Genomic DNA, 23,341 nt, shown 5'->3' on the forward strand with positions numbered 1-23,341 from the left:
TAAAGATTAGGAATTCTTTGATTTTAAAACTAAACATAAGTTAGCTATAATGATAGATATATATAGAATGGTTGTTTTAGAAAAGAGGGAAACAGGTATGAACGTCAGCAACATCATTATGTCCTCTTATTGGGGTAGAGAGGTTAGACATAAATATATTACTCAAGGATCTAAGGCATTGGCTGTTATTTTTCCAGGTAAAAATTACTCGGCTGAACGCCCCCTGCTAGATTATGCGGCCAAAGCAGCTCGGGAACATAATTGCGATGTCCTGCTGCTTGAATATGGCTACCAGAGTGCTAGAGTAGGTTTTAAACGTGATGAAATGATTATTCTCATTCAGGAATGTAAGGCGGCCATTGCATCTCTTCCTGAATACAAAAAGATTCTATTCATTAGCAAAAGCGTGGGTTCGGTCATAGCAGGGAGAATTGCAGAAGAGCTAGAAATACAGAAAAAGACGTCTCATCTATATATAACACCATTACCTGAGGCGATCCCTTTGATACAGCAGAGTCGTGGGACTGTAATTTATGGCGGAAGCGACCCTTTATTTAGCGAACAGCTTTCTGGTGAAATTAGTGGGCTTCATCATTTAAAAGTGTATAGAATCGATGATGCTAATCATAGCCTTGAGGTAGAACTGGTCAACGAGTCACTAGCCATTCTGCTTGTTATTATTAATTTTTATCATGAATTTTTCCGTGATGCTTTAAATACATAACCTTTGGAGGATGCTGATTATGATTTTGGAAGCTGTGATGCTGCAAGTGAAGCCTGGTTTAACTACTGAATTTGAAAAAAGCTTCAAGGAGGCATCAAGCTTAATTTCTTCGATCGAAGGCTACATAGGGCATGAATTGCAACATTGCTTGGAGGATGATCATAAGTATCTGCTGCTTGTGAAGTGGAGAACGCTTGAAGATCACACCATAGGATTCAGAGAATCCAGCCAGTATCAGGAATGGAAGGCGCTACTTCACCATTACTACGATCCATTTCCGGTTGTTGAGCATTTTACCCGCATTAATCTGGACTAACTGGAGGCTGCCGAATGAAGGCGAAGCTTGTTGGGAAAGGCAGAACAGCGGAGATCTGGCAGCATGATGATCAGAGGATTCTTAAATTGTACCTAGAGGATGTTTCAGAACAGAATATTAGCCGAGAATATAAGATCAGCCAGTTTGTGCACTCGCAGGGCGTCCGGACACCACAGCCCTTTGAACTCATTTCTGAACAATCAAGACAAGGTATTGTATTTCAACAAATTAAAGGTCCCTCCCTGCTAAAGGTGATGGGTGAGAAGCCTTGGAAAGTTAGTAAGTATGCCAGAATGATGGCTAGGCTTCACTACGATTTGCATAAACTTGAAATTACTGAGGAGATTGGACAGCAGAAGGATATGTTGAAGTGGAATATCATGGGGGCTCCAATGCTTAGTGAAGATGAGAAGTCAGCCATCCTGCGCTATCTGGAGAAGTTACCACAAGGAACCTATTTATGTCATGGAGATTTCCATCCTGACAATGTACTTATGGATGATCAGCTCTGGGTAATCGACTGGATGACAGGTGTGGTGGGAGAACCAGCGGCCGATGCTGCGCGATCTGTAGTGATGTTCAGTATGGGAGCCATGCCCCCTGGAGCCTCTGCCTTATCGAGAATGATGTTAGGTTTTATTAGAAAGAAATTAACCAAGGGATATATTCAGGAGTATCTCCGTTTATCAGGACTCACCTATGAGGACGTAGACCACTGGATTTTGCCGATCGCTGCTGCGCGTCTGGTGGAAGGACTTCCGCCACCGGAGAAGGAGCTTCTAGTAAAAGAAGTGCGTAAACGTCTGCAGACCTTAACCGTGGGACTAACTTGATCATAACAAGAAACGGAGTGTATTCTATGACTACCTATATTGCGCTGCTGCGTGGAATTAACGTCGGCGGGAACAAAATTATTAAAATGTTGGACCTGAAGGCGATGTTTCAGACTCTTGGATTTGAAAATGTACGAACGTATATTCAGAGCGGAAATGTTGTATTTGAGAGTGATGAAGGTTCGGAGAGTCTGCTTACTGGAGTCATTGAACGCCAGATTCATGAGGTGTTTGGTTTCGAGGTCTCTGTTATGATTCGTACACTGGCTGAGATGGAGAACGTGATCGCTAACGATCCCTTTCAGCTCTCCGAGCCAGAGGAATTCAAAAGATGGTATGTTACTTTTTTACCAGTCGAGCCTTCAGCGGAAGCATTGGATAAACTGCGCACTTATGAGGATGGACGAGATAAAGTGCGTTTTGTCGGCAGAGAGATGTACGTGTTATATGAGGTCAGTGTGAGCCAGTCGCCGCTTTTCAAGGTTCCTTTTGACAGAATATTGGGTATGACGCTTACAGCACGTAATTGGAATACGGTGAATAAGCTCGTTACTATGGGCAGAATGGAATAGTCTATTTTAAAATATTTGCTTGGGTTGGGATTTGAACAGAAAGCCTCCACAGTTGTGGGGCTTTTTTTGCGTTCTGGCGGCCTTGTATATTCAGCAAACATTCAGCTTGGACTCATTGAGAGTTAAGGTAAGGGTGAAATAATACACCTACAGAAAGATTGAACCGGGGGCACAGAACTGCCGGAATATAGAAGATCAAAGGATAGGAGTGGATGGAGATGAGTAGGTTCAAAAAAATAAGCTCGGATCTTATATTGTGGCTCATTTTATTAATTGCCGCTTTTTTGTACGGTTATGGAGTTTGGAATGACCACTATGTGAATACATACTACACTACCGCGGTGGGAAGTATGCTGCAGAACTTTCATAATTTCTTCTTCGCTTCACTGGATTCCGCGGGTTCAGTAACGGTGGATAAACCACCAGTTACCTTTTGGATTCAGACACTTAGCGCACTTATCTTCGGGCTGCATGGTTGGAGTGTGATTTTGCCACAGGCACTCGGCGGCGTGGGCTCCGTGTTACTTGTATACCTGCTGGTGAAGCCTACCTTTGGCAGAGCGGCAGCACGTATAGCAGCTCTAGTCATGGCGACTACTCCGGTAGCAGCGGCAGTCAGTCGGACGAACAATATTGATGCGCTGCTTGTATTCACCCTTCTGCTCGCGGCATGGTTTTTATTTAAAGGGACGAAGAGCAACAAGATGGGTAGCCTTCTTACCGCATTTGCGTTAATCGGTGTTGGGTTTAACGAGAAGATGCTGCAGGCGTACATGGTTCTGCCGGCTTTTTATCTCTTTTATGTCTTAGCTGCCAAAGTGAACTGGAAGCGGAAGACGGGAGTATTGGCCGCCTCCACAGCAATATTGCTTGTAGTCTCCTTATCCTGGGCAGTGATCGTGGATTCGATTCCCGCCAGCAAACGGCCTTATATCGGCAGTAGTGGTACCAATTCAGTGCTGAATCTTGCTTTTGGGTACAATGGCGTTGCCCGATTAACAGGGGATCGTGGGGCAGGTGGTGGTGGCGGTGGAATGCCAGGAATGAATGGCGGTGAGATGCCAAACATGAACGGTGAAATGCCCGCTATGAATGGTGAGATGCCGAACATGAACGGCGAGATGCCAGCTATGAATGGGTCAGGCAGTAATAGTGGCACTGATGGTGGACGTGCAGCATTTCCGGGCCGGCAAGGCACAAATTCGACCTCGAATAGCCAGACTGGTGACGATGATGGAGGTGCACCAGGTCAGCCTCCTAGTGGAACAGACAGTCAAGGTCGGCAATTTGGTGGCGACGACGGGCGAGGAAATCGCGGCGGCATGAATGGCAGTGGAAGCGGAGGCGGAATGTTCAATACAGGAACAGCAGGCCCACTGCGCCTGTTCCAATCAGAACTGTCAGGTCAAGCTAGCTGGATGCTGCCTTTCGTATTGTTAGGCATCATTGGATTGTTCGCCAATCTGCGGAGAAAGAACTTTACCCAAGCTCATAAAGAAGCTCTCTTCTGGTTAGCGTGGCTGGTGCCCGTTATGGGGTTCTTTAGTATCGCAGGGTTCTTCCATCAATATTATCTGGTGATGATGGCTCCGCCAGTTGCAGCGTTAGTCGGTGCAGGATGGTCAAAGCTCTGGACGCTATATCGCGAGCACTCTGGTTGGCTGTCTTGGTTATTGCCAGCCGCAACGCTGGTTACAGCAGGTTTCCAGTGGTACATTGTTCATCCTTATAACGATACGATTGGCAGTGGCTGGTCCATTGGGATTTTAGCTGCAGGCATAGTGGTTTCGCTGGTACTGGTAGTTCTTAAAGGCAAGAAGAAATCCTTTATTTATACGACAGGCATTGCAGCCGTATTAGTATTGTTAATTGGGCCGCTTTACTGGGCAGCTACCCCCATTACTTATGGCTTGAACAGTCAAACCCCTGAGGCGGGCCCGACTAGTAGTGAGGGTAGAGGGGGAATGGGAGGAAGTCCAAGCAATTTTGGACGTAATAGCGTCGCAAGTGCGAATGAGAGTCTGTTGTCCTATTTGGAGGAGAACAATACTGGGGAGCCTTATCTTTTTGCTACATTGGATTATGGCACAGCAGCTCCTTATATCGTTGACAAGGGCGCATCGGTTGTTATTTTGAACGGATTTTCTAACTCAGACACTGTGTATACCCCAGATACCCTAAAGGCGTTTGTAGAGAGCGGAAAGGTGAAGTACTTCCTGATCAATAGCGGTGGTATGGGTAGTGGACGCGGGGGAAGCTCCGAGTTGACGACTTGGATCACAGAGAATGGTACAGAAGTTCCAGCAGCCGATTGGGCAGGAAGCGATGGAGGAAACAGCGGGACATTATACAGAGTTACTGTAAACTAGGCGAATGTTAATCCTATGAGGCGTGTTATGAGATAGATCAGGCACGCTTCATTATTCAAATTTAAGGAGGAGCTGCTCATGAGTACCAACGTGCGCTATTCCATTATTATACCAATGTTTAACGAAGAGGCGGTCATTCAAGAGACGTATCGACGTATCAAAAAAGTAATGGGTTTAACTAATGAAGTGTATGAGCTGATCTTTGTGAATGACGGCAGCACAGATAATTGCGCCCAAATGATTGAGGAATATAGCTACTGGGATGAAAGTGTGAAGCTGATCGACTTGTCTCGTAACTTTGGACATCAGATCGCTATTACTGCCGGAATGGATTACGCCCTAGGGGATGCAGTTGTCATTATTGATGCCGATTTGCAAGATCCGCCGGAACTGATTCTGGACATGATTGCGGAATGGAAGCAGGGGTATGAAGTTGTATATGCCAAAAGGATAAAGCGCAACGGAGAATCCTTATTCAAAAAGTGGACGGCCAGTCTCTTTTATAGAGTACTTCGTTATTCAACCGATATATCTATCCCTGTCGATACAGGCGATTTTCGTCTCATCGATCGTAAAGTCTGTGAGGAGCTCAAACGCCTGCCGGAGAAAAATCGGTTCGTACGCGGGCTAGTCAGCTGGGTCGGTTTTCGGGAAAAAGCCATTGAATATGAACGCGATGAACGTCTGGCAGGAGAAACTAAATATCCGCTGAAACGGATGATCAAGCTCTCTCTGGATGGAATTACTTCCTTCTCTTATAAGCCGCTAAAGCTGGCAGGATACCTTGGCGCACTGCTGTCGGCTTCCGGCTTTCTATATCTGATGTATGTGCTATATCTGGTGGTTTTTACGGATTCAGTCGTTAAGGGCTGGGCATCGATGATCGGAATCACACTGACCTTTAATGGCTTTGTGCTCATTATGTTAGGGATTCTGGGTGAGTATGTCGGTCGGATTTATGATGAGACCAAGGGACGTCCGCTCTATATTGTTCAAGAGTTCTATGAAGGTAAGAAACAGCAGGATGTTCGTGAGCAGCAAGTTCTACATCGTCAATAAATGCAAGGGAGGGATTCGTTGTGAAGATTAGAAAAGCGGTTATTCCCGCCGCGGGTTTAGGCACTCGTTTCCTGCCTGCAACTAAGGCTCAGCCCAAGGAAATGCTGCCCATTGTGGATAAGCCGGCGATTCAATATATCGTAGAAGAAGCTGTTCGATCCGGCATTGAAAGCATCATTATCGTGACGGGTCGCAACAAGAAGTCGATTGAAGATCATTTCGATAAATCAGTGGAACTGGAACAGACGCTTTTGGAAAAAGGAAAAGAGGAGCTGCTTCGTGAAGTCCAAGCGATTAGCGAACTGGCCAGCATTCATTACATTAGGCAAAAAGAGCCGCTAGGACTAGGTCACGCCATCCTTTGTGCGGAACAGTTCATTGGCGATGAGCCCTTCGCTGTTCTGCTCGGTGACGATATCATGGTCTCGGAGGATCCGGCGCTGCTGCAAATGATGCGATTGTATGAACAAGAGGAGAAGACCATCGTCGGTGTTCAGCAGGTACCACGGCAGGAGGTTCATAAATACGGAATTATTTCATCAAGCGGTTCTCTACAAGGCGTCCATGAAGTTAAAGGTTTGGTGGAGAAGCCCTCCCCGGATACGGCACCTTCAGAGCATGCGATTATGGGGCGTTACATTTTGGAGTCTTCGATATTTTCAGTGCTGGCTAACCTTGAACGGGGAGCAGGCGGTGAATATCAACTGACTGATGCATTGCATGAGGTATGCCGTAATGAAGGTTTGCTGGCCCTGGATTTGATCGGCAAACGTTATGATATTGGTGATAAATTCGGCTACATTCAGGCTACGCTGGAGGTCGGATTGATGCGGGAGGAGTTGCGTCCATTACTGGTTCCGTATTTGCAAAAGCTGGCTGCGAGTCTGAAGGAAAGTGAAGAAGTGGGGGCGTTACCTTGGGGTATACGCTAGTGATTAAAAGAGACTGTTTCAAACGATCCTAACATCGTCTTCGGCGGCGGTGGGATGATGTTTGGGGCAGTTTTTTTGCGCGTGGGGCGTTTACAGGGCAGTTGGGGATGAACAAATAAGTGTTCTTTATACAATTAAAAAACGCATCAGACTGCTATGTATCGACTTAGTTGCACTTGATACACTTATTTCTTCATAATCCAATGGAAATACTCTTTCCATCTGTTTTTAGTTGCATAAACTACACTTAAAAAAGTCATAAAGGGGGCTAAAGTATGAAATAACTGCACCAAGTGCAGTTATTTTTTGCGATATAAAAAATCCGGAGGACAGATTCCTAAGAATCGTCTCCGGATCTATATTTTCAGTCATTGATTAAGCCTTTAGTACATCATGATCCACGTAACGCGTACCATTTAACTCGCTAATCACATTAATGGCTACCTTCGCGCCATCGCCTGCCGTAATAATGGCATGTACACTTACTCCGGCAACGGTACCTGCAGCCCAAATGCCTTCAATATTTGTTTTGCCTTCTGGATTAACAGCGACAACTGTTTTGATTCTTGGCTCTGTACCATCCTTAGTTTCCACCCCTGCTTTGGCGGCTAGATCGGTAAGGGCGCCTGTTGCAAGAATAACATTTTTGGCTTCATAAATGATTCCATCTTCGGTCTCAATGACAAATCCATTGCCGCTGGAAGTGAGGTTAATAGCTTGTTCTGCTACCAGCTCAGCGCCGAATTTGACGGCTTGCTTATGTCCGGTTTCTACGAGATCAGGACCGCCTACTTCGGAAATTCCATAAAAGTTCTCAAACCATCCTCTACGGGTCATGCCTTTATCATTGTCGATCAGCAGCGTTTTTTTGCCCGCCTTGGCGGCGAACAGGGCTGCGCTTGCACCGGCAGGACCGGCTCCAATTACGGCGATTTCGTACATTTTTTGACCTCCTCAAAGTTTTGTGAAGCAAAACTGGCATCATAGACATAGGCTTAAGTCTATCATCTATTATAACGGTTGTTACTCTCTCTTGGCTAATCCTTCCTCGCAAGGAAGGGTAACCCTAAACGTTGTTCCCTCACCGAGAGTGCTGCTTACACTAATCTTGCCGTGATGTGCCTCCACGATAGACTTGGTAATAGAAAGGCCGAGTCCAGATCCACCATATTTTCGTGTGCGAGAGGAATCGCTGCGGTAGAAGCGATCAAAGATATGTGGGATATGCTCTGGAGAAATCCCGCAGCCGTTGTCTTGCACCGTTAAAATGGCCTCATTTCCTCTAGCATGTAAAGAGAGATGAATGGTGCCAGATTCTGTATCCGTATGCTGAACTGCATTGTGGAACAGATTCAGAATTACCTGTTTGATTTTATTGGGTTCATATTTACCATGGATGCCATACGAGATATCAAAAGTAACTTTGCGCTGATCCGCTAACAAGAGTAGATGCGGCTTCATTTCGGAAATGACCTCACCGAGCAGCAGATCCGTCATCCGCAGTTGAGGGGCGCCGTCCATCCGAGCGAGCAACAGCAAATCCTCCACCAGCTTATTGATCCGTTTCGATTCGCCATGCATGCTTCGCAATGAATTGTATAACTGTTCTTTGTTGTCCGCAGCGCCACGCAGTAAGACCTCCAAAAAACCGTGGATTGAGGTCAGCGGCGTTCGCAGCTCGTGAGAAGCATCGGCAGCGAAGCGGCGCATCTGTTCCTTGGCTTCCCGTTCATTATGAAAGGATATTTCGAGACGCTCGAGCATACCATTGAATGAATGGGCCAGCTTGTCGATCTCAGTCTGGCCTTGGTTAATTGGAAATCGGATATCCAGATTACCGGCATCAATGATCTCGGCGGACTCTCCCATATTTGAAAGAGGGACCAGCGTCTTTCGAAGGGCAGGCAAGTATAGGAAGAAGCCAGCCAATAAAGCAATCACTGACAAACCTGCGTAGATCATCAATTGCTGTAAGATTACATCCGTAAGAGGTCCGGTATTCACGCTCATTTGGAGAAGCAATCGAGTATTTCCAGGTCTATAGAGATTCACGAATATAGCCAGATGTTCAGTGCCGTCATCGGCCTCTATGAGCTTGTAATTTCCTGTTGCTCTATCCGTGGTATGAATGAGCAGATTATTGTATTGCTCATTCGTTAATCTAGGCGCGGCTGAATCAGATAAAGTCATTTGCTGTAAGTCCCTGAAGGTGCCATCTGAGCTATAAATAGCGAGGGTTGTATGGGCATCCAGCAGGAGTGGACGCCTATTCTCACCGGTTCTTTGACCATTTGGGATTTTATTCTCGCCGTTTCTTTCCCCCGGCAAATTGCCGTTATACTCGGTGTTTCCCTCATTCGGAGTTGTGGTTTCCTCGTCATAGGAATTGAAAAAGTTGAAAAACATCTCACGGGGAACAGAACGTATTTGCGCTTCCATAGACTCTGCTCTATTGCTATATATGAAATCCCGCATGAGTATATATTGTAATACTCCGATTAGAAGAAGCAATCCTGATAGAATGAGCAGCGAAATGGCTAGCAGCTGTTTGCGTAGAGAACGTGGTGCGGGCAGCTTACGAAACCATTTAGAGAAGCGCGTACTCATAGATCTACCCGGTAGCCTGCTCCCCGCAGGGTACGGATAATACGGTGCTCCTTATCCCCGAGCTTCTCGCGAAGCGAACGGATATAGACCTCAACGATATTTTCCTCACCACCAAAGTCATAGCCCCACACTTTATCAAGAATCATGGGTTTACTTAGTACAAGGCCGTGATTAATAACGAGATACTGTAATAACTCGTATTCCGTGGGTGAGAGTTCAAGGACTTCTTCCTTGAAGCGAATTTCTTTTCTACGGCTATCAATTCGGAATGGACCGCAGCGCACCTCGCCGAGCAGACCTGGAAACTGATTCCGTAGCCGCGCTTGAATTCGGGCAAGCAATTCGTCGAAGCTGAAGGGCTTGACCATATAATCGTCAGCACCAATAGTGAGACCCTTGACTCGATCGTCCACTTCATCCTTTGCAGTTAGCATAATAACGGCTAGTTCCGTCTCTTCCGAGCGAAGGTAATGACATAACTCGAATCCATCCATGCCAGGCATCATGACATCTAGGATGGCTACATGTGGCTTGAACTCAGCAGCGACCGAGATGGCTGTGATTCCGTCGGGTGCGGTTCTGACTTCAAATCCTTCGTTAAGGAGACCCAGCTCTAGAAATTGTAATATATGAGGCTCATCATCTACGAGCAGTAGTCGAACGCCTTGAGCTGCTTTCATCATAGGTACCTCCAAATCAGTGATAGATAGCTACATTATGACATATTCGGTTGAATGTTTGCTGAAGATGAGTCCCTTTGCTTTACGATTAAAGGAGCCTTTTCTTATTTCATGATGATTCAAAGCGGTTAATTTAGTTATAAGTAATATTAATGTGTTTAATAACAAACAAGGTTAAAAAAATCGGATTTTCGAAAATGTGATAAAGGGTTTTGACGGCGGATATAGAACACTTTACAATAAGGATAATCTCCTGATTTTGGTGAAAGTTACCCATTTTAGGAAAGATCATTCGACCGTGTTACATTTCCTTCCACGTTTTTCTCATCTTTGTCCATCTTCCTATCAAGGCTCATTTCTTTCAAGTGTATTTCTTGTTCATTCATTTCTTTTTGGAACTTCTGTTCATTCAACCTGTGCTTGCTGAACTTCATATTACCCATAAGTCAAGGGAGGCTTTTCCATGAAGAAAAAGGAAATGGTAGCCATGCTATTGGCTGGAGGCCAAGGCAAAAGATTGAAAGGTTTAACCAAATCGCTTGCCAAGCCCGCTGTTTATTTTGGAGGGACCTATCGGATCATCGACTTCCCTTTAAGTAACTGCTCCAATTCAGGTATTGATACAGTTGGTGTGCTGACTCAATATGAGCCACTCATACTGCATTCTTACATCGGAGTAGGCAGTGATTGGGATTTGAACCGTAAGAACGGTGGGGTATTCGTGTTGCCACCGCATGAACGTGAGAATGGAAGCAGCTGGTATCGGGGAACAGCCGATGCGATTTATCGGAATCTTAAGTTTGTGGATCAGTTTGATCCAGAGCATGTTCTTATTCTGTCCGGTGATCACATTTATAAAATGGATTATCACGCTATGCTTCAATACCACAAGGAAAGAAACGCTGATTGCACAATTTCTGTCATTGACGTTCCGCTGGAGGAAGCAAGCCGATTTGGAATTTTGAATACGGAGGACGATCTAAAAATTTACGAATTTGAGGAAAAGCCCGCTCAGCCAAAAAGTACATTAGCTTCTATGGGTGTGTATATCTTCAAATGGGAGGTTCTCCGCAAGCATTTACTAGAGGATGGGGAGAATGTAGGATCATCCCACGATTTCGGCAAGGATATCATTCCTTTGATGCTGGAGGACGGAAACTCCTTATTTGCGTACCCTTTTGAAGGATACTGGAGAGATGTAGGTACAGTAACTAGCTTATGGGAAGCAAATATGGATTTGCTAAGCGATACTCCGCCACTTAATCTAAATGATCCCAGCTGGCGCATTTTTACACGTAATCCGAATCAACCTGCCCAATATGTTGCCCCTGGGGCGAAAGTGTCAGGCTGCATTATTAATGAAGGCTGCATAGTGCACGGAGAAGTGAATCACTCGGTTCTCTTTTATGGGGTAGAAGTGGGTGAAGGAAGTGTAATTACGGACTCCGTGATTATGCCTAAGGTCAAGATTGGCAAGAACGTACGCATTCATAAAGCGATTATTAGTGAGAATACGGTAATCGACGATTATATGGAAATAGGCATCGAACGGGAGAACGAGAACGAAATTCTGCTGATCGACAATAAAAGCAAAAAACGTAAATCAGCTGTGGCCAAAACCATATAATCAAGCTAAAATGCCTTCGGCGTCCTTCTAGGGACGGTAAGCGTTTATGCGAGATTTATAAGGATAAAGTATATCGTGAAACTTATACTTTCTTATAAATTATAAGAGGACGGTGGATTCCGATGAAGCAACTCATGGGTGTAATTAATCTGGATCATGAACTCGACAAACTAAATGAACTCACTTATTTCCGCTGTGGTGCAGCCGTACCTTTTGCCAGTCGTTATCGGTTGATTGATTTCGTGCTTTCTAATATGATGCGTGCAGACCTGGAGAGCGTTGGCCTGTTCGTCCGCCGTAAATACCGTTCTCTAATGGACCATTTGGGTGACGGGAAATCGTGGGATATGAACCGCAAGCATGGGGGATTATTCATTTTGCCTCCAGACTGGAACGATCCAACGGATACTTCTCTCGGGGACTTACAGCATTATCATAACAATCTGGATCTTTTTAAACGGGGATCTGCTAAATATATCGTGTTTTCCGGCAGCCAGCATATCAATACGATCGATCTTCAGGATTTGTACAGTTACCATCTGGAGAAGGGTGCCGACGTTACAGTAGTGTATAAAAAGATTGAAGAACTGCAGCCAGAACATGATCTATGCCAGCGTATTGAAGTAGACGAAGAGAATAAGGTGACTAATATCCATCATGAGAAAGACCATCCTAATTTATATCTGGATATCTTCATTATGGAGAAAAAACTGTTCTTGGAGCAGGTGGAGCATTGCATTGCGCATGGAGAGAGTTATTTTTTCCGAGATGTAGTTCAGAAGAACCGACACAAATTTAATATCGCCGCATACGAATATCATGGCTATCATGCCGTAATTAATTCATTAGAGAGTTATTATAAGAACAGTTTGGAACTGCTCCAGCAGGAGAATTACTTCAGTTTGTTCAAAGAAAGCCCGGTACAGACGAAGATAAAATATGAGGCTCCGACCCGATACTTGGAAAGTGCTAATGTTAGTAATTCGTTGGTGGCTAATGGCTGCATTATAGCTGGAACGGTAGAGAACAGCGTGATCTTTCGGGGGGTTCAGGTACGTAAGGGAGCGAAGATCATCAACTCAGTAATTATGCAAAAATGCGTCATCGAAGAAAATGCGGTCATTGAGAATGTAATTATGGATAAAGACGTACATTTGAGTAAGAATCGAATTCTTGTTGGAGATAGCAAACGTCCATTCGTCATCGCCAAGAGCAGCAAGATCTAACGACTGGATTAGATGAACAAAGCAGTATTAACCTATCTGATCTAATGGCACAGTCTGCTGCACTTCTAATAAAAGCATTTGTCAGGAGGACCTACTGTTGTTTAACGATAAAGAATCTTTCAAACAGGTATTCCGTGAGACCCTCATTGGTAAATTAGGTAAACCGCTTGAGGAAGCCTCGAATGCCGATGTCTATAAAATACTGGGCAACATGATTCGTGAGAACGCCGGGAAAAATTGGGCGGAAACGAACCAGAAATATAAGCTCGATAAAGATAAGCAGGTTTACTATTTTTCAATGGAGTTCTTGATCGGTAGGCTTCTGGGGAACAATCTGTTGAATATGGGTGTACTGGAAGTAGTACGTGAAGGTTTAGCGGACCTTGGCTTTTGTTTGCAGGATATAGAGGAGGAGGAATCGGACGCTGGGTTAGGGAATGGAGGTCTCGGTCGTTTGGCCGCCTGCTTCCTGGACTCACTCGCTTCCCTGCAATATGCGGGACATGGCTGTGGTATACGGTATAAATATGGCCTGTTCGAGCAGAAGATCGTTGATGGGTATCAAGTGGAACTTCCTGATTACTGGCTGCAGAATGATAATGTATGGGAAGTGCGCCGCGAAGACAAGCAGGTTGAAGTTAGGTTCTGGGGGACTATTGAGACCCGCGAAGAGAACGGACGACTCGTATTCGATCATACGCAATATGAGGCTGTTCGTGCAGTGCCTTACGATGTCCCTATCATTGGTGCTGATCGCCGGCATGTGAATACACTGCGTAATTGGAGTGCGGAATCCATCACCCAGCCCTCAAGAACCTTTGGTTCTTTTGCCGGGACGGACTATCATAAGTTTCTGGAGTATAAGCGTTCAGTAGAATCCATTTCGGAGTTCCTTTACCCAGATGACTCTCAATACGAAGGCAAGCTGCTTCGCCTGAAGCAACAGTATTTCCTCTGTAGCGCGGGGCTGCAAAGTATTCTGCGTACCTATGCCAAGCTTGGGATTCCTATAGAATCGCTGCCAGACAAGGTTGCTCTTCATATTAATGATACACATCCAACGTTGGTGATTCCTGAATTGATGAGGATACTGATGGATGTACATGGTTTAGGATGGGATGAGGCATGGAGTATCACGACGCGTATGGTCTCTTACACTAATCACACTATTCTGAGCGAAGCGCTTGAGAAATGGCCTATTCAAATGGTTAGGGAGCTACTGCCACGTATTTTTCTTATCATTGAAGAGATCAATGCGCGTTTCTGTGGCGAGCTTATGAGTCGTTATCCGGGGGATCAGGATCGAATTGCGCAGATGGCGATTATTCATGATGATCAGGTTCGAATGGCTCATCTGGCGATTGTAGCGAGCCATAGTGTCAATGGAGTAGCGGCGCTGCATACAGAAATATTAATGAAGCGCGAGATGCGACTTTTTAATGAAATGTATCCACACCGTTTCAATAATAAGACGAACGGAATTACCCATCGGCGATGGTTACTGCATGCCAATCCAGATCTGGCTAATTTAATCAATCAATCGATAGGGACCCGTTGGGTGAGCCATCCTCAAGAAATGATTGGCTTGATTAAATATTGTGAGGATGCTTCCTTCCAGGAACAAGTAGCCAGTATTAAGCGCCAGAATAAGCTTCGTCTTGCAGAGTACATCTACAGTAAGCATTCAGTACATGTCGATCCTGACTCTATCTTTGATGTACAGGTGAAACGTCTACATGCCTACAAGCGCCAGTTGCTTAATATTTTGCATATTCTGCATTTGTACAATCAAATCAAAGATAATCCTTCGATGGATATGGTTCCACGCACGTTTATATTCGGAGCAAAGGCAGCGCCAAGTTATCATCTGGCGAAGCGGATTATCAAACTGATTAATACAGTTGCGGAGGTAGTCAATAAAGATCCGGATGTTAAAGGGAAGATTCGTATCTTTTTCCTTGAAAATTATTCGGTATCCCTAGCAGAAAAGATCATTCCTGCAGCGGACATCAGTGAGCAGATTTCTACAGCCAGCAAAGAAGCATCCGGTACCGGGAATATGAAGTTTATGATGAACGGGGCATTGACGGTAGGAACGATGGATGGCGCAAATGTAGAAATGCATGAAATGGTGGGAGACAACAATATGTTCCTGTTCGGACTTCGTGCTGAGCAGGTCATGGATTACTACCAGCATGGCGGTTATCATGCGCGTGATATTTACAACGGGGATAGTCGTGTGAAAGAAGTGCTGGATCAGTTAATCAAACCAGGACCTATATGTTGTCACGCTACGGAGTTTGAGAGCATTTTCCACTCACTTCTGGATAATAACGATGAGTTTTTTGTCCTGAAGGATTTCGCTAGTTACGTTGAGACGCACGTCGAAATTGATCGGGCATATCGCAACCGGCAAGAATGGCTGAAGAAGTCCATTATTAATATTGGTCATTCCGGTAAATTCTCCAGCGATAACACAATTAGTCGCTATGCAGCTGAGATTTGGAACATTAGTCCAGTTCGACTGTAGGATCAACATAAAAAGGCTGTCTTATAAGTAGGTACCCCTACAAATAAGACAGCCTTTTTTCTTATGGGATATAAAACGAAGAAATTTTTAGATAGCTTCCGATACTAAAGCTGCGAACCGCTCCAGAAACCGGCGTTCTTCATCATCAAAGCGATCCTTGAGCGGACTGTCGATATCAAGTACGCCAAGCAAGCGATCATCCTTTATTAAAGGAACAACAATCTCGCTGTTGGAGGCTGCATCACAGGCGATATGACCTGGGAATGCATGCACATCACCAACTACAAGTGTGCGCCGCTCGGCGGCTGCCGTTCCGCACACCCCGCGAGATAGCGGAATTCGAATGCATGCAGGGAGGCCTTGAAAAGGTCCAAGTACTAGCTCCTTGCCGTCAAATAAATAAAAACCGGCCCAATTCGTATCCGGTAGAGCGTGTTTAAGTAGTGCCGAAGCATTAGCCAGATTGGCTGTAGCACTTGGTTCGTCCTTTATCAATGCTTCGAGTTGGATTAGAACGGCTTCAAACTGCTCGCTGCGCGTTCCATCATATGGCATAGCTTGAAACATGAAGCATCACCTTCCTGTACTTTAAATTCAATATGAAACCATAACTGTAACTAACAACATAGTACAGCTATGAGGGGTACGTCAAGACACAACGTTGTTTTGTAATATTTTGGGATGGGCTATGATCCCTCTGTAGCACTGAACCCTTGTGATGATGTTTCCAATGAACTGTCATAGGGTAATGCAAGAGTAAATACCGAAGGCTTTGTTGCCAGAAGGAGTGGAATATGCGCGCTGATGTACAGAACTTGTTCATAGGAATTCACATGCTTTATTGTGCTCATGATAAAGATGTGACGATCTCGGAGATGCTGCTCGGACTGGAAGACATGGGGTATCGTGTAGGAGAACGCGAAGTGAAACAGGAATTGGAAAAGCTGACGCTAGACAACTTTCTGACTGCACATAGTGAAGGGTACAGTATTACTGGCACGGGTATTGAAGAGTTCAAGGATATTCGAGCCAAACTTCAGGTGCTGTGTAGTGAAGTTATTCAGGGAGCAGAATGAAATCATTTAAAGCAAAGTTCCATAAAAGTGTCTGTATCAAGGGAGAATTACCCTTCTGATGCAGGCGCTTTTTACGTGAGAGGATACAATTTGTTCTTTTCAAAGTTGAAGAAATTAGAACTTTTAGCTTAAGGATATACTCTTGAATGATGTATAATTGATAAGTTGAAGGGGGAGCGGAGAATTGTATCTATGCAATGGAGTGACACCTACACTGATCGGTAGAAGATTAAAATTATGTGCTATGACTACTGAACATGCTTCAGCGTTATTTCAGGTTTGGTCACATCCGGAAGTTTCTCTCTGGCTGGGTGCACCGGCATTATCCTCTATAGAAGAGACGAAGCAGCTTATCGACCTTCTATCACAGATGGCTCAGGAAGAGGAGAGCTTACGTTGGAGTATTATTGGACCAGGGGAGGAAGTCATAGGTAGCTGTGGATATAACCATTGGCAGCTTCAGGGAGCTTACCGTGGTGAAATAGGCTGTGATCTGTCGCCTGCCTTTTGGGGGCTTGGATATATGAAAGAAGCGCTTGGGCTTGTACTCGATTTTGGTTTCAATATTATGGGCTTGAATCGGATTGAAGCGCTCTGTCATCCTGATAATATCCGTGCGGAGAGGCTGGTTCATAGGCTTGGATTTCAGAAGGAAGGCGTATTGCGTCAATACAGGCAGATCGCTTCCGGCTTTCAGGATACTGCTCTCCATGCTCTACTGCGCGAGGAGTGGCAATCCACTTAATACATAAAGAGAGGGTTTGGAACATTGAAGTCAACAGGGGATTTAGAGCGTAAACTAATATTAACAGGGGTACTGCTGGCCACGTTTCTAGCGGCTATTGAGGGAACTGTAACAGGACCAGCCGGGCCGGCGATTGTAGGCGACTTTCAGGGAATGCAGTGGCTGAGCTGGATATTTACTTCATATTTACTGGCAATGGCTATTACTACACCTATTTTCGGCAAAATCAGTGATCTGTTCGGACGTAAGCCTGTATTCATGTGGGGAGCGGCTGTTTTTTTACTAGGCTCATTATTATGCGGCATATCTCAAAGTATGGAACAGCTGATCCTGTTTCGCGCGATACAGGGGATCGGTGCGGGTGCACTTATTCCAATGACCTTTACCATTATCGGTGATATTTACAGCATTGAAGAAAGAGCAAAGACACAAGGGTTGCTAAGCTCTGTATGGGGGATTTCCTCTTTGGTAGGGCCACTGCTTGGTGGCTATGTGGTAGATTACTTAAGCTGGCGCTGGGTATTTGTATTCAATCTGCCATTTGGCGTGTTGGCAATGGTATTTATTGCGCGCTACCTGAAGGAAGAAAAGGTGCGTCGGAAGACACAGATCGATGTGCCAGGCGTCCTTCTGTTCGCGGCAGGCATGGGTGCTCTACTCTTTGGACTCTCCACGGGAGGGCAGAACCTGGCATGGACCTCTCCTTTACTACTCGCAACACTGGGTGCAGCAGTTATCCTGCTAATCTTATTTTTGTTTGTGGAGCGCCGTGCACCAGAGCCTATGCTTCCGCTGAACCTATTCTCAAATCGTAATATCGCAGTATCAACAGGTGCTAACCTGCTTGTAAGCACATTAATTATTGGACTTTCTACGTATATCCCTTTATGGGTTCAGGGCGTTTCTGGAAAAAGCGCTGCGATCTCAGGCTTGCTGCTTGCGCCAATGTCTGTAGGCTGGATGTTTGGGTCAATCGCAGGCGGACGAATGATTCTGCGAGCGGGTTCTCGCCGAACGGCAATGCTTGGATTGATGATGATTGCTGCCGGAGCTATTGGTCTGGTTTTCTTGACTGGAGAGTCTTCACAGGTAATCCTCTTATGCTTGATGCTGGTCTGTGGGGTAGGCTTCGGATACTCCTCTACGGTCTTCACGATTATCGCTCAGTCGTCGGTTGCGTATGATCAACGCGGTGCGTCCACAGCACTTAATGCATTTACAAGGTCCCTAGGTCAGACCATTGGGGTGGCTATTTTCGGTTCCTGGCTGAACTTGAATATTGATCAGCTGTTGCGAAAACAACCGGATTCAAACGTTACAGGTGATGATATTAATAAGCTGCTAGGCTCGCATACAGGCACTAACCTCTCCGGCGAAGTATCAAACAGTTTACGTGGTGCACTAGAAGGGGGACTTCATTCACTATTTATTGTGATGGCAGTTTTCGCAGTCTTGTCACTAGTTATATCTTGGGGTTTGCGCAAGGGTGTACCTTCGGTAGAGGATGCTACGTCGTCTTTGAAAAAGGCATAACTCATTCTCTAAATCACATAAAGAAGCCCGACCGGGTATTTACCGGTCGGGCTTCTTCGTGCAATAACAGCTTGTCTAACACATATGAAGTAAAAAGCAGCCTAACCTCTAGCTCTACTTACGGGGAAGAGGGGAAAGCTTCTCAGCTTGCAGACCCATCTTCTTGAGCAGAGTGATCATTTGTTCCTTCTCTTCATCATTCAGTCCGCTGAAAGCAAGATGAAGACGCTCTGAGTATTTCGGATACATCTCATTCATGAGACGTTCGCCTTCCGCGGTCAACTCTGCGAAAATCACACGACGATCACTTGGACAAGGCTTGCGTTGCAAATAGCCGCGTTCTTCGAGCTTGTCGATAACGTAAGTCACGTTGCCGCTCTGTAGCAGTAGTTTGGCACCAATTTGTTGAATGGGCTGTGGTCCCTTATAGTACAACACTTCCATGACGGCAAAGGCAGTAGGGTTAAAACCTTCAATTTTGCTGCCGGTAACAGCATGCTCATTAATACTCTTGAATGATTTGGCAAATACCCGGTACAAATGTAGTGTTAATTGTGTATCACGTTCATAAGATTGTATCATGCTTCTCCACCCTCTATCGTTAATCATGTGAACTCGTCGCACGTCTGTAATCATATTAATTAGTGCACGGTTTACCTGTGCAACGAACTTTGAGATAACAATAGAATACGTGAAAGATCGAATGAAGAACATGTGATTTGTCACAATGAGCAACTTTTAATTATTAAAAATCAAACAATTTTTTGAAGACGCTGAAATTGAATGTTTTTTTACTTCAGTCTCTGAAAGGATATCAATTTCATCCCCCGGTTCAGTGTTATTTACGCCTCCAGACGGATGAATGACAATCCCCAATATTTTACTATTATTTCATTGAGAAATAGTAACGGGGAGTGAAGGAAGGATGGAGGAACATCATATTGATGATTTAAAAGAAAGTAAGCTAACCGCAAATAAACCATTCATGCTGCTTATTGCGGCACAGCTTGTATCGAATGTAGGAGACTGGTTGCATATACTAGCGCTACTGACAATGGTAGGGTTTAAATGGAATGCCACACCGTGGGAAATTACGGCTATATCTTTATGTATGGCAGTGCCTTTGCTCTTAGGAGGACCGTTTGCAGGTTACTTAAGTGATCGTTTTAACCGCAAGGCACTAATGATTGGTTCGGATATAGCCCGTGCAGCGGTTGTTATTTGCTTGGTATTTGCAGGCTCGCTGTGGCAGGTTTATGTGCTGCTGCTGGCTAAGGGATGTATGGATGTGCTGTTCTCTCCGGCCAAAAGCGGAAAGATTAAGGAACTTGTTCCTGCGGCTCAGATGGATAAAGCAATGGCGCTTAGCTCATCTATAGAGCAGATAACTAAAATTGTGGGTCCAGCGCTTGGTGGATTGCTAGTTGCAGCCTTCGGCATATCTGTTTGTTATATGATCGATTCTGCTACATTCGTTTTATCGGCGATTATTTTGCTTGGCTTACCGCGTACAGCTGTGATAAAGAAGGAAGATACGGAAGCAAGCTCGGGGGATACGGATGTGCGTAAATCCTTCCGCCAAGAAATGTTGGCAGGTCTGCATGTGATTGCAGGAATGCCTGTAGTGCTGTGTGGCATTGTTATGCTAGTACTGGTGCTGCTAATGCTACAGATCGGAGACTCTCAGATTGTAACGTTATTCCGGGAGATTCCAGGTGTGAACGGAGATCTGCTGGGGTGGTGTGTAGCAGCCAGTGGCTTTGGAACCTTGCTATCTGCGCTGCTTGTAAGCCGATTAGGCAGTGGTAAGCATCCGCTTATTTTTATGGGATTAGGGGCTGTAATCATGGGCGTTGTCTTCTCAAGTGCAGGGATCGTAACTGCTCATGGTCAAGCCGGAATCTGGATGAACATTGCTTTGTTTGGGTCCTTCATGTTTGCTGGTGTGGGTGCAGGACTAGCGTTTATCCCCTTCAATTCAATGCTCCAGCAGCGGACACCTGCGGAATACACGGGTCGTGTATTTGGAACCATAGGCAGCCTGACAAGCGCAGCTGTTATTCTAGGACCTGTAGCCGGTGGAGCCTTAGTGACAGCATCGGGGCCGGTATCTGCCTTTATTCTATCTGGTTTGCTTACAGGATTGCTAGGACTAGGGCTGTTAATGCTGCGTGGTAAAATCGAGCGCAGGGATGAAGCGGCGATCAAGAAGCAGGAAGGAATAGCTGCAACAAATAACATGGACTTTGTAGGACAGACCTCCCTTTGATGGGAGGTTTCTTTTATTCGCTATTGCGCAGGGCTTAAGTTATTATTGTGAAAAAAGCAGCTTGATTATTTTCAGGAAAAATATATAGTACGATTAGATAAGTTACGATTGCCTCTGTTGATCATTTGAATATCATTCATATACGCAATAGGGAATGCAATTTATAATAGTATTTATTAGAAGTACTAGGAGATGGAGAGTATGGAAAAAGAAGAAACTACAGTGGATACCGAGAGCTATGACGACATTGTGCTCGATGTTGAGATCGATGAAGCTGGCTATGAAGCGGGAGATCCTTGCATATTCGATATTTCTTTTCAAGTGAAGCGAGGTCAACTGCTCGGACTGATCGGACCTAATGGTGCTGGGAAAAGTACAACCATTAAGACCCTGCTTGGTTTGTTGAAGAATACCAAGGCTAAGGTGTCTTTTAGTGGAGTTAATAAATCTTACGCTTATGTACCGGAGCAGCCTGTGTTTTATGAGGATTTGACATTGTGGGAGCACTTGGATTTAGCGGCCGCTGCCTACGGACTGAAGTACGAACAGTTCGAAGAAACTGCAGAAAGACTGTTGAAGCAGTTTGGTATGGGTCATGTGCGCAATGATCTTCCAGCTGGATTCTCTAAGGGCATGAAACAAAAAATGATGCTAATGCTTGGCTTCTTGGTACAGCCGGATGTTTATATTGTGGACGAGCCATTTATTGGTTTAGACCCTCGCGCCACTAAAGATTTCCTGCGGCTGCTAGAAGCGGAGCGGAAGCGCGGAGCTGGTGTATTAATGTCTACGCATGTACTGGATACAGCAGAGAAGATATGCGATGATTTCGTATTGATCTCCGGGGGAAAGGTTGCCGCCTCAGGAACACTCGAAGATATACGTGATTATGCTGGACTGCCGGAGGCGTCGTTGTTTGATTGCTTCGACGAATTAACATGAGTAAGCAGGGACAGCGGGCGTTTGCTTTTTCTAACGCTAAACAACTATTCAGACGGCGGCTATTCTCTCATTGGCGTGAGCAATCCGCTATTATCCGTACGGCGGCTGATTGGACTGTTCTTTTATATATTCTTATTCCCGGGGGATTATTGGGAGGGCGTTTGTATTATGGGTTCTGGAATGAGGCGCTACCGGCTTGGAGTGTGAATTTGCCGTTTATGCTCATTCCTTCATTATTAGTGCTCTTGATCTGCAACGGGGGCTTGGTGCTGTTATTGCAGGAAGGCGATCTATTATTTCTTAGACAACGGCAACGATGGATGAATACGATCTTATTTCGCGGGTTGCTCTACAGCCTGATTGTAACCTCGCTGAAGTTCTGTGTAGCTTTTGCACTGTTACTGCCTTTTCTGATTCGGGGATTTGAGATGACGTCATCGGAGGTATGGGCGCTATTCGCTCTGACCTTGGCGTGCAGTTGGTGTGTTAAGTTACTTGGACATCTTGTAAAAGTACAGAAGCAAGGTTGGCGTCGCTGGTTATGGCTATTTTTGGCGATCTCCGTCCCGAACGCTATTTATTTCAGAGTAGCTAGCCTTTGGAATGATCGCCCGCTCATCATATTGCTGAGTGCAATTGTATTCACAGTCGTTGCAATATTTGCTTTCCGGTGGCGCTTATTGATGCGTGGGACATTTATGAACGATGTGCGCGAGGACTACAAGCAGCGAATGAAGATAGCGGCCATACTGCTCCGCCATGTTCTGGATAAACCTCGCCCGACTCGCCATAAGCCATGGATTTTCCGGAAGTCGCAGCCTTTGCTTAAATCAAAGACTGCCGAGAGCCGTTTCTCTGCGGCAGCAATTAAGGCACTCATACGGAATCCGGCCCATTTAAAACTTTACTTGGCTTTCACTGCCGTGTCCGCGGTAGCGATCCTTATCATTCCATCGGGATTTAAATGGCTAGGATTTGTAGTATTAACATCGCTTATGACTTTTTGGCTGTTTTCGTTCTGGTCTTTGTTTGTTGGAGATGATTACATTGGGATACTTCCATTTACGAAAGAACAAAAGGCTGAAGCGGGTATGCATGCGGTCCCTATTTTATTACTTCCCTTTACAATGATTACCTCCGCACTAATCTGTCTCTCTTTATATGGATGGTGGGGGATCATCTTGTTCGTACCGGTTGGATACATGGTTGGACTCTTTATCAGCAGAATATTTGGTACGTTCCGATTGGGCAAAGATTGATAGATAGATAAAAAAAAACAGCGTGACTTGAGAAGCCTCTCA

22 protein-coding genes are annotated in these 23,341 nt (G+C 45.2%); 16 read left to right on the top strand and 6 right to left on the bottom strand.

Annotated elements, in window-relative coordinates:
- Positions 1–97: 97 nt before the first annotated feature.
- From MKY99_RS02865 to galU, 7 genes are all read left to right on the top strand, one after another.
- Positions 98–724, top strand: a complete 627-nt coding sequence (locus MKY99_RS02865) for a hypothetical protein (RefSeq protein WP_076285896.1) — start codon at positions 98–100, stop codon at positions 722–724.
- A gap of 19 nt (positions 725–743) precedes the next feature.
- Positions 744–1,040: an antibiotic biosynthesis monooxygenase gene (locus MKY99_RS02870; RefSeq protein ID WP_339268552.1), complete on the top strand. Its 297-nt coding sequence runs from the start codon at positions 744–746 to the stop codon at positions 1,038–1,040.
- Between the two features lie 14 nt (positions 1,041–1,054).
- Positions 1,055–1,873: a phosphotransferase gene (locus MKY99_RS02875; protein WP_339268554.1), complete on the top strand. Its 819-nt coding sequence runs from the start codon at positions 1,055–1,057 to the stop codon at positions 1,871–1,873.
- 26 nt (positions 1,874–1,899) lie between these two features.
- Positions 1,900–2,445, top strand: coding sequence for a DUF1697 domain-containing protein (locus MKY99_RS02880; RefSeq protein WP_339268556.1), 546 nt, complete (start codon positions 1,900–1,902; stop codon positions 2,443–2,445).
- A 218-nt stretch (positions 2,446–2,663) separates the two neighbouring features.
- Positions 2,664–4,814 (top strand): glycosyltransferase family 39 protein, encoded by a 2,151-nt coding sequence (locus MKY99_RS02885; RefSeq protein WP_339268558.1) that lies wholly within the window; start codon positions 2,664–2,666, stop codon positions 4,812–4,814.
- Between the two features lie 78 nt (positions 4,815–4,892).
- The gene (locus MKY99_RS02890; protein ID WP_339268560.1) at positions 4,893–5,873 is read left to right on the top strand and encodes a glycosyltransferase family 2 protein; all 981 of its coding nucleotides are present in this window, start codon (positions 4,893–4,895) and stop codon (positions 5,871–5,873) included.
- Positions 5,874–5,893: 20 nt separating this feature from the next.
- A complete protein-coding gene (gene galU / locus MKY99_RS02895) occupies positions 5,894–6,805 on the top strand; it encodes a UTP--glucose-1-phosphate uridylyltransferase GalU (RefSeq protein WP_339268562.1) in 912 nt (303 codons plus the stop codon).
- A gap of 375 nt (positions 6,806–7,180) precedes the next feature.
- On the opposite strand, the gene MKY99_RS02900 is transcribed toward galU, so the two are convergent.
- From MKY99_RS02900 to MKY99_RS02915, 4 genes are all read right to left on the bottom strand, one after another.
- The gene (locus MKY99_RS02900; RefSeq protein WP_339268564.1) at positions 7,181–7,747 is read right to left on the bottom strand and encodes an FAD-dependent oxidoreductase; all 567 of its coding nucleotides are present in this window, start codon (positions 7,745–7,747) and stop codon (positions 7,181–7,183) included.
- 81 nt (positions 7,748–7,828) lie between these two features.
- The gene (locus MKY99_RS02905; RefSeq protein WP_339268566.1) at positions 7,829–9,412 is read right to left on the bottom strand and encodes a HAMP domain-containing sensor histidine kinase; all 1,584 of its coding nucleotides are present in this window, start codon (positions 9,410–9,412) and stop codon (positions 7,829–7,831) included.
- Positions 9,409–10,092 (bottom strand): response regulator transcription factor, encoded by a 684-nt coding sequence (locus tag MKY99_RS02910; protein WP_076116779.1) that lies wholly within the window; start codon positions 10,090–10,092, stop codon positions 9,409–9,411. The genes MKY99_RS02905 and MKY99_RS02910 overlap by 4 nt, the downstream gene beginning before the upstream one ends.
- A 278-nt stretch (positions 10,093–10,370) precedes the next feature.
- The gene (locus MKY99_RS02915; RefSeq protein ID WP_339268568.1) at positions 10,371–10,526 is read right to left on the bottom strand and encodes a hypothetical protein; all 156 of its coding nucleotides are present in this window, start codon (positions 10,524–10,526) and stop codon (positions 10,371–10,373) included.
- A 29-nt stretch (positions 10,527–10,555) separates the two neighbouring features.
- Here MKY99_RS02915 and MKY99_RS02920 point away from each other — a divergent pair, with 29 nt between their 5' ends.
- The 3 genes from MKY99_RS02920 to MKY99_RS02930 all read left to right on the top strand — a co-directional run bounded on the left by MKY99_RS02920 (position 10,556) and on the right by MKY99_RS02930 (position 15,475).
- Positions 10,556–11,719 carry a glucose-1-phosphate adenylyltransferase gene (locus MKY99_RS02920; RefSeq protein ID WP_042184623.1) on the top strand — a complete coding sequence of 388 codons (1,164 nt, stop codon included), beginning with the start codon at positions 10,556–10,558 and terminating at the stop codon, positions 11,717–11,719.
- A gap of 122 nt (positions 11,720–11,841) precedes the next feature.
- A complete protein-coding gene (gene glgD / locus MKY99_RS02925; RefSeq protein ID WP_042184625.1) occupies positions 11,842–12,945 on the top strand; it encodes a glucose-1-phosphate adenylyltransferase subunit GlgD in 1,104 nt (367 codons plus the stop codon).
- A 97-nt stretch (positions 12,946–13,042) separates the two neighbouring features.
- The gene (locus MKY99_RS02930; protein ID WP_149644652.1) at positions 13,043–15,475 is read left to right on the top strand and encodes a glycogen/starch/alpha-glucan phosphorylase; all 2,433 of its coding nucleotides are present in this window, start codon (positions 13,043–13,045) and stop codon (positions 15,473–15,475) included.
- Between the two features lie 87 nt (positions 15,476–15,562).
- Here MKY99_RS02930 and MKY99_RS02935 read toward each other — a convergent pair whose 3' ends face one another.
- Complete coding sequence (locus tag MKY99_RS02935) at positions 15,563–16,042, bottom strand: GAF domain-containing protein (protein ID WP_042184630.1); 480 nt, start codon at positions 16,040–16,042, stop codon at positions 15,563–15,565.
- Between the two features lie 227 nt (positions 16,043–16,269).
- Between MKY99_RS02935 and MKY99_RS02940 the strand changes: the two genes are divergently transcribed.
- The 3 genes from MKY99_RS02940 (at position 16,270) to MKY99_RS02950 (ending at position 18,829) form a co-directional block, all read left to right on the top strand.
- Positions 16,270–16,551 (top strand): hypothetical protein, encoded by a 282-nt coding sequence (locus MKY99_RS02940; protein WP_094874766.1) that lies wholly within the window; start codon positions 16,270–16,272, stop codon positions 16,549–16,551.
- Between the two features lie 184 nt (positions 16,552–16,735).
- Positions 16,736–17,296: a GNAT family protein gene (locus tag MKY99_RS02945; RefSeq protein WP_339268572.1), complete on the top strand. Its 561-nt coding sequence runs from the start codon at positions 16,736–16,738 to the stop codon at positions 17,294–17,296.
- A gap of 24 nt (positions 17,297–17,320) precedes the next feature.
- Positions 17,321–18,829 (top strand): MDR family MFS transporter, encoded by a 1,509-nt coding sequence (locus tag MKY99_RS02950; RefSeq protein ID WP_076285887.1) that lies wholly within the window; start codon positions 17,321–17,323, stop codon positions 18,827–18,829.
- Between the two features lie 114 nt (positions 18,830–18,943).
- Here the strand turns inward: MKY99_RS02950 and MKY99_RS02955 are convergent, their stop codons facing one another.
- Positions 18,944–19,411, bottom strand: a complete 468-nt coding sequence (locus tag MKY99_RS02955; RefSeq protein ID WP_042123913.1) for a MarR family transcriptional regulator — start codon at positions 19,409–19,411, stop codon at positions 18,944–18,946.
- Positions 19,412–19,754: 343 nt separating this feature from the next.
- Here MKY99_RS02955 and MKY99_RS02960 point away from each other — a divergent pair, with 343 nt between their 5' ends.
- The 3 genes from MKY99_RS02960 (at position 19,755) to MKY99_RS02970 (ending at position 23,299) form a co-directional block, all read left to right on the top strand.
- Positions 19,755–21,098, top strand: coding sequence for an MFS transporter (locus tag MKY99_RS02960; protein ID WP_339268575.1), 1,344 nt, complete (start codon positions 19,755–19,757; stop codon positions 21,096–21,098).
- A 201-nt stretch (positions 21,099–21,299) separates the two neighbouring features.
- Positions 21,300–22,040: an ABC transporter ATP-binding protein gene (locus MKY99_RS02965; RefSeq protein WP_042184638.1), complete on the top strand. Its 741-nt coding sequence runs from the start codon at positions 21,300–21,302 to the stop codon at positions 22,038–22,040.
- Positions 22,037–23,299 carry an ABC transporter permease gene (locus MKY99_RS02970; RefSeq protein WP_339268577.1) on the top strand — a complete coding sequence of 421 codons (1,263 nt, stop codon included), beginning with the start codon at positions 22,037–22,039 and terminating at the stop codon, positions 23,297–23,299. The genes MKY99_RS02965 and MKY99_RS02970 overlap by 4 nt, the downstream gene beginning before the upstream one ends.
- Positions 23,300–23,341: the final 42 nt, after the last annotated feature.

It is taken from the genome of Paenibacillus sp. FSL R5-0470 (assembly GCF_037975205.1).
Taxonomy (GTDB): domain Bacteria; phylum Bacillota; class Bacilli; order Paenibacillales; family Paenibacillaceae; genus Paenibacillus_AQ.

What these genes read in the sequence shown, in the direction of transcription:
- MKY99_RS02865 (WP_076285896.1), top strand. Translation starts at nt 98, where the DNA reads ATGAACGTCAGCAACATCATTATGTCCTCTTATTGGGGTAGAGAGGTT.
- MKY99_RS02870 (WP_339268552.1), top strand. Translation starts at nt 744, where the DNA reads ATGATTTTGGAAGCTGTGATGCTGCAAGTGAAGCCTGGTTTAACTACT.
- MKY99_RS02875 (WP_339268554.1), top strand. Translation starts at nt 1,055, where the DNA reads ATGAAGGCGAAGCTTGTTGGGAAAGGCAGAACAGCGGAGATCTGGCAG.
- MKY99_RS02880 (WP_339268556.1), top strand. Translation starts at nt 1,900, where the DNA reads ATGACTACCTATATTGCGCTGCTGCGTGGAATTAACGTCGGCGGGAAC.
- MKY99_RS02885 (WP_339268558.1), top strand. Translation starts at nt 2,664, where the DNA reads ATGAGTAGGTTCAAAAAAATAAGCTCGGATCTTATATTGTGGCTCATT.
- MKY99_RS02890 (WP_339268560.1), top strand. Translation starts at nt 4,893, where the DNA reads ATGAGTACCAACGTGCGCTATTCCATTATTATACCAATGTTTAACGAA.
- MKY99_RS02900 (WP_339268564.1), bottom strand. Translation starts at nt 7,747, where the DNA reads ATGTACGAAATCGCCGTAATTGGAGCCGGTCCTGCCGGTGCAAGCGCA.
- MKY99_RS02905 (WP_339268566.1), bottom strand. Translation starts at nt 9,412, where the DNA reads ATGAGTACGCGCTTCTCTAAATGGTTTCGTAAGCTGCCCGCACCACGT.
- MKY99_RS02910 (WP_076116779.1), bottom strand. Translation starts at nt 10,092, where the DNA reads ATGAAAGCAGCTCAAGGCGTTCGACTACTGCTCGTAGATGATGAGCCT.
- MKY99_RS02915 (WP_339268568.1), bottom strand. Translation starts at nt 10,526, where the DNA reads ATGAAGTTCAGCAAGCACAGGTTGAATGAACAGAAGTTCCAAAAAGAA.
- MKY99_RS02920 (WP_042184623.1), top strand. Translation starts at nt 10,556, where the DNA reads ATGAAGAAAAAGGAAATGGTAGCCATGCTATTGGCTGGAGGCCAAGGC.
- glgD (WP_042184625.1), top strand. Translation starts at nt 11,842, where the DNA reads ATGAAGCAACTCATGGGTGTAATTAATCTGGATCATGAACTCGACAAA.
- MKY99_RS02935 (WP_042184630.1), bottom strand. Translation starts at nt 16,042, where the DNA reads ATGTTTCAAGCTATGCCATATGATGGAACGCGCAGCGAGCAGTTTGAA.
- MKY99_RS02940 (WP_094874766.1), top strand. Translation starts at nt 16,270, where the DNA reads ATGCGCGCTGATGTACAGAACTTGTTCATAGGAATTCACATGCTTTAT.
- MKY99_RS02955 (WP_042123913.1), bottom strand. Translation starts at nt 19,411, where the DNA reads ATGATACAATCTTATGAACGTGATACACAATTAACACTACATTTGTAC.
- MKY99_RS02960 (WP_339268575.1), top strand. Translation starts at nt 19,755, where the DNA reads ATGGAGGAACATCATATTGATGATTTAAAAGAAAGTAAGCTAACCGCA.
- MKY99_RS02965 (WP_042184638.1), top strand. Translation starts at nt 21,300, where the DNA reads ATGGAAAAAGAAGAAACTACAGTGGATACCGAGAGCTATGACGACATT.
- MKY99_RS02970 (WP_339268577.1), top strand. Translation starts at nt 22,037, where the DNA reads ATGAGTAAGCAGGGACAGCGGGCGTTTGCTTTTTCTAACGCTAAACAA.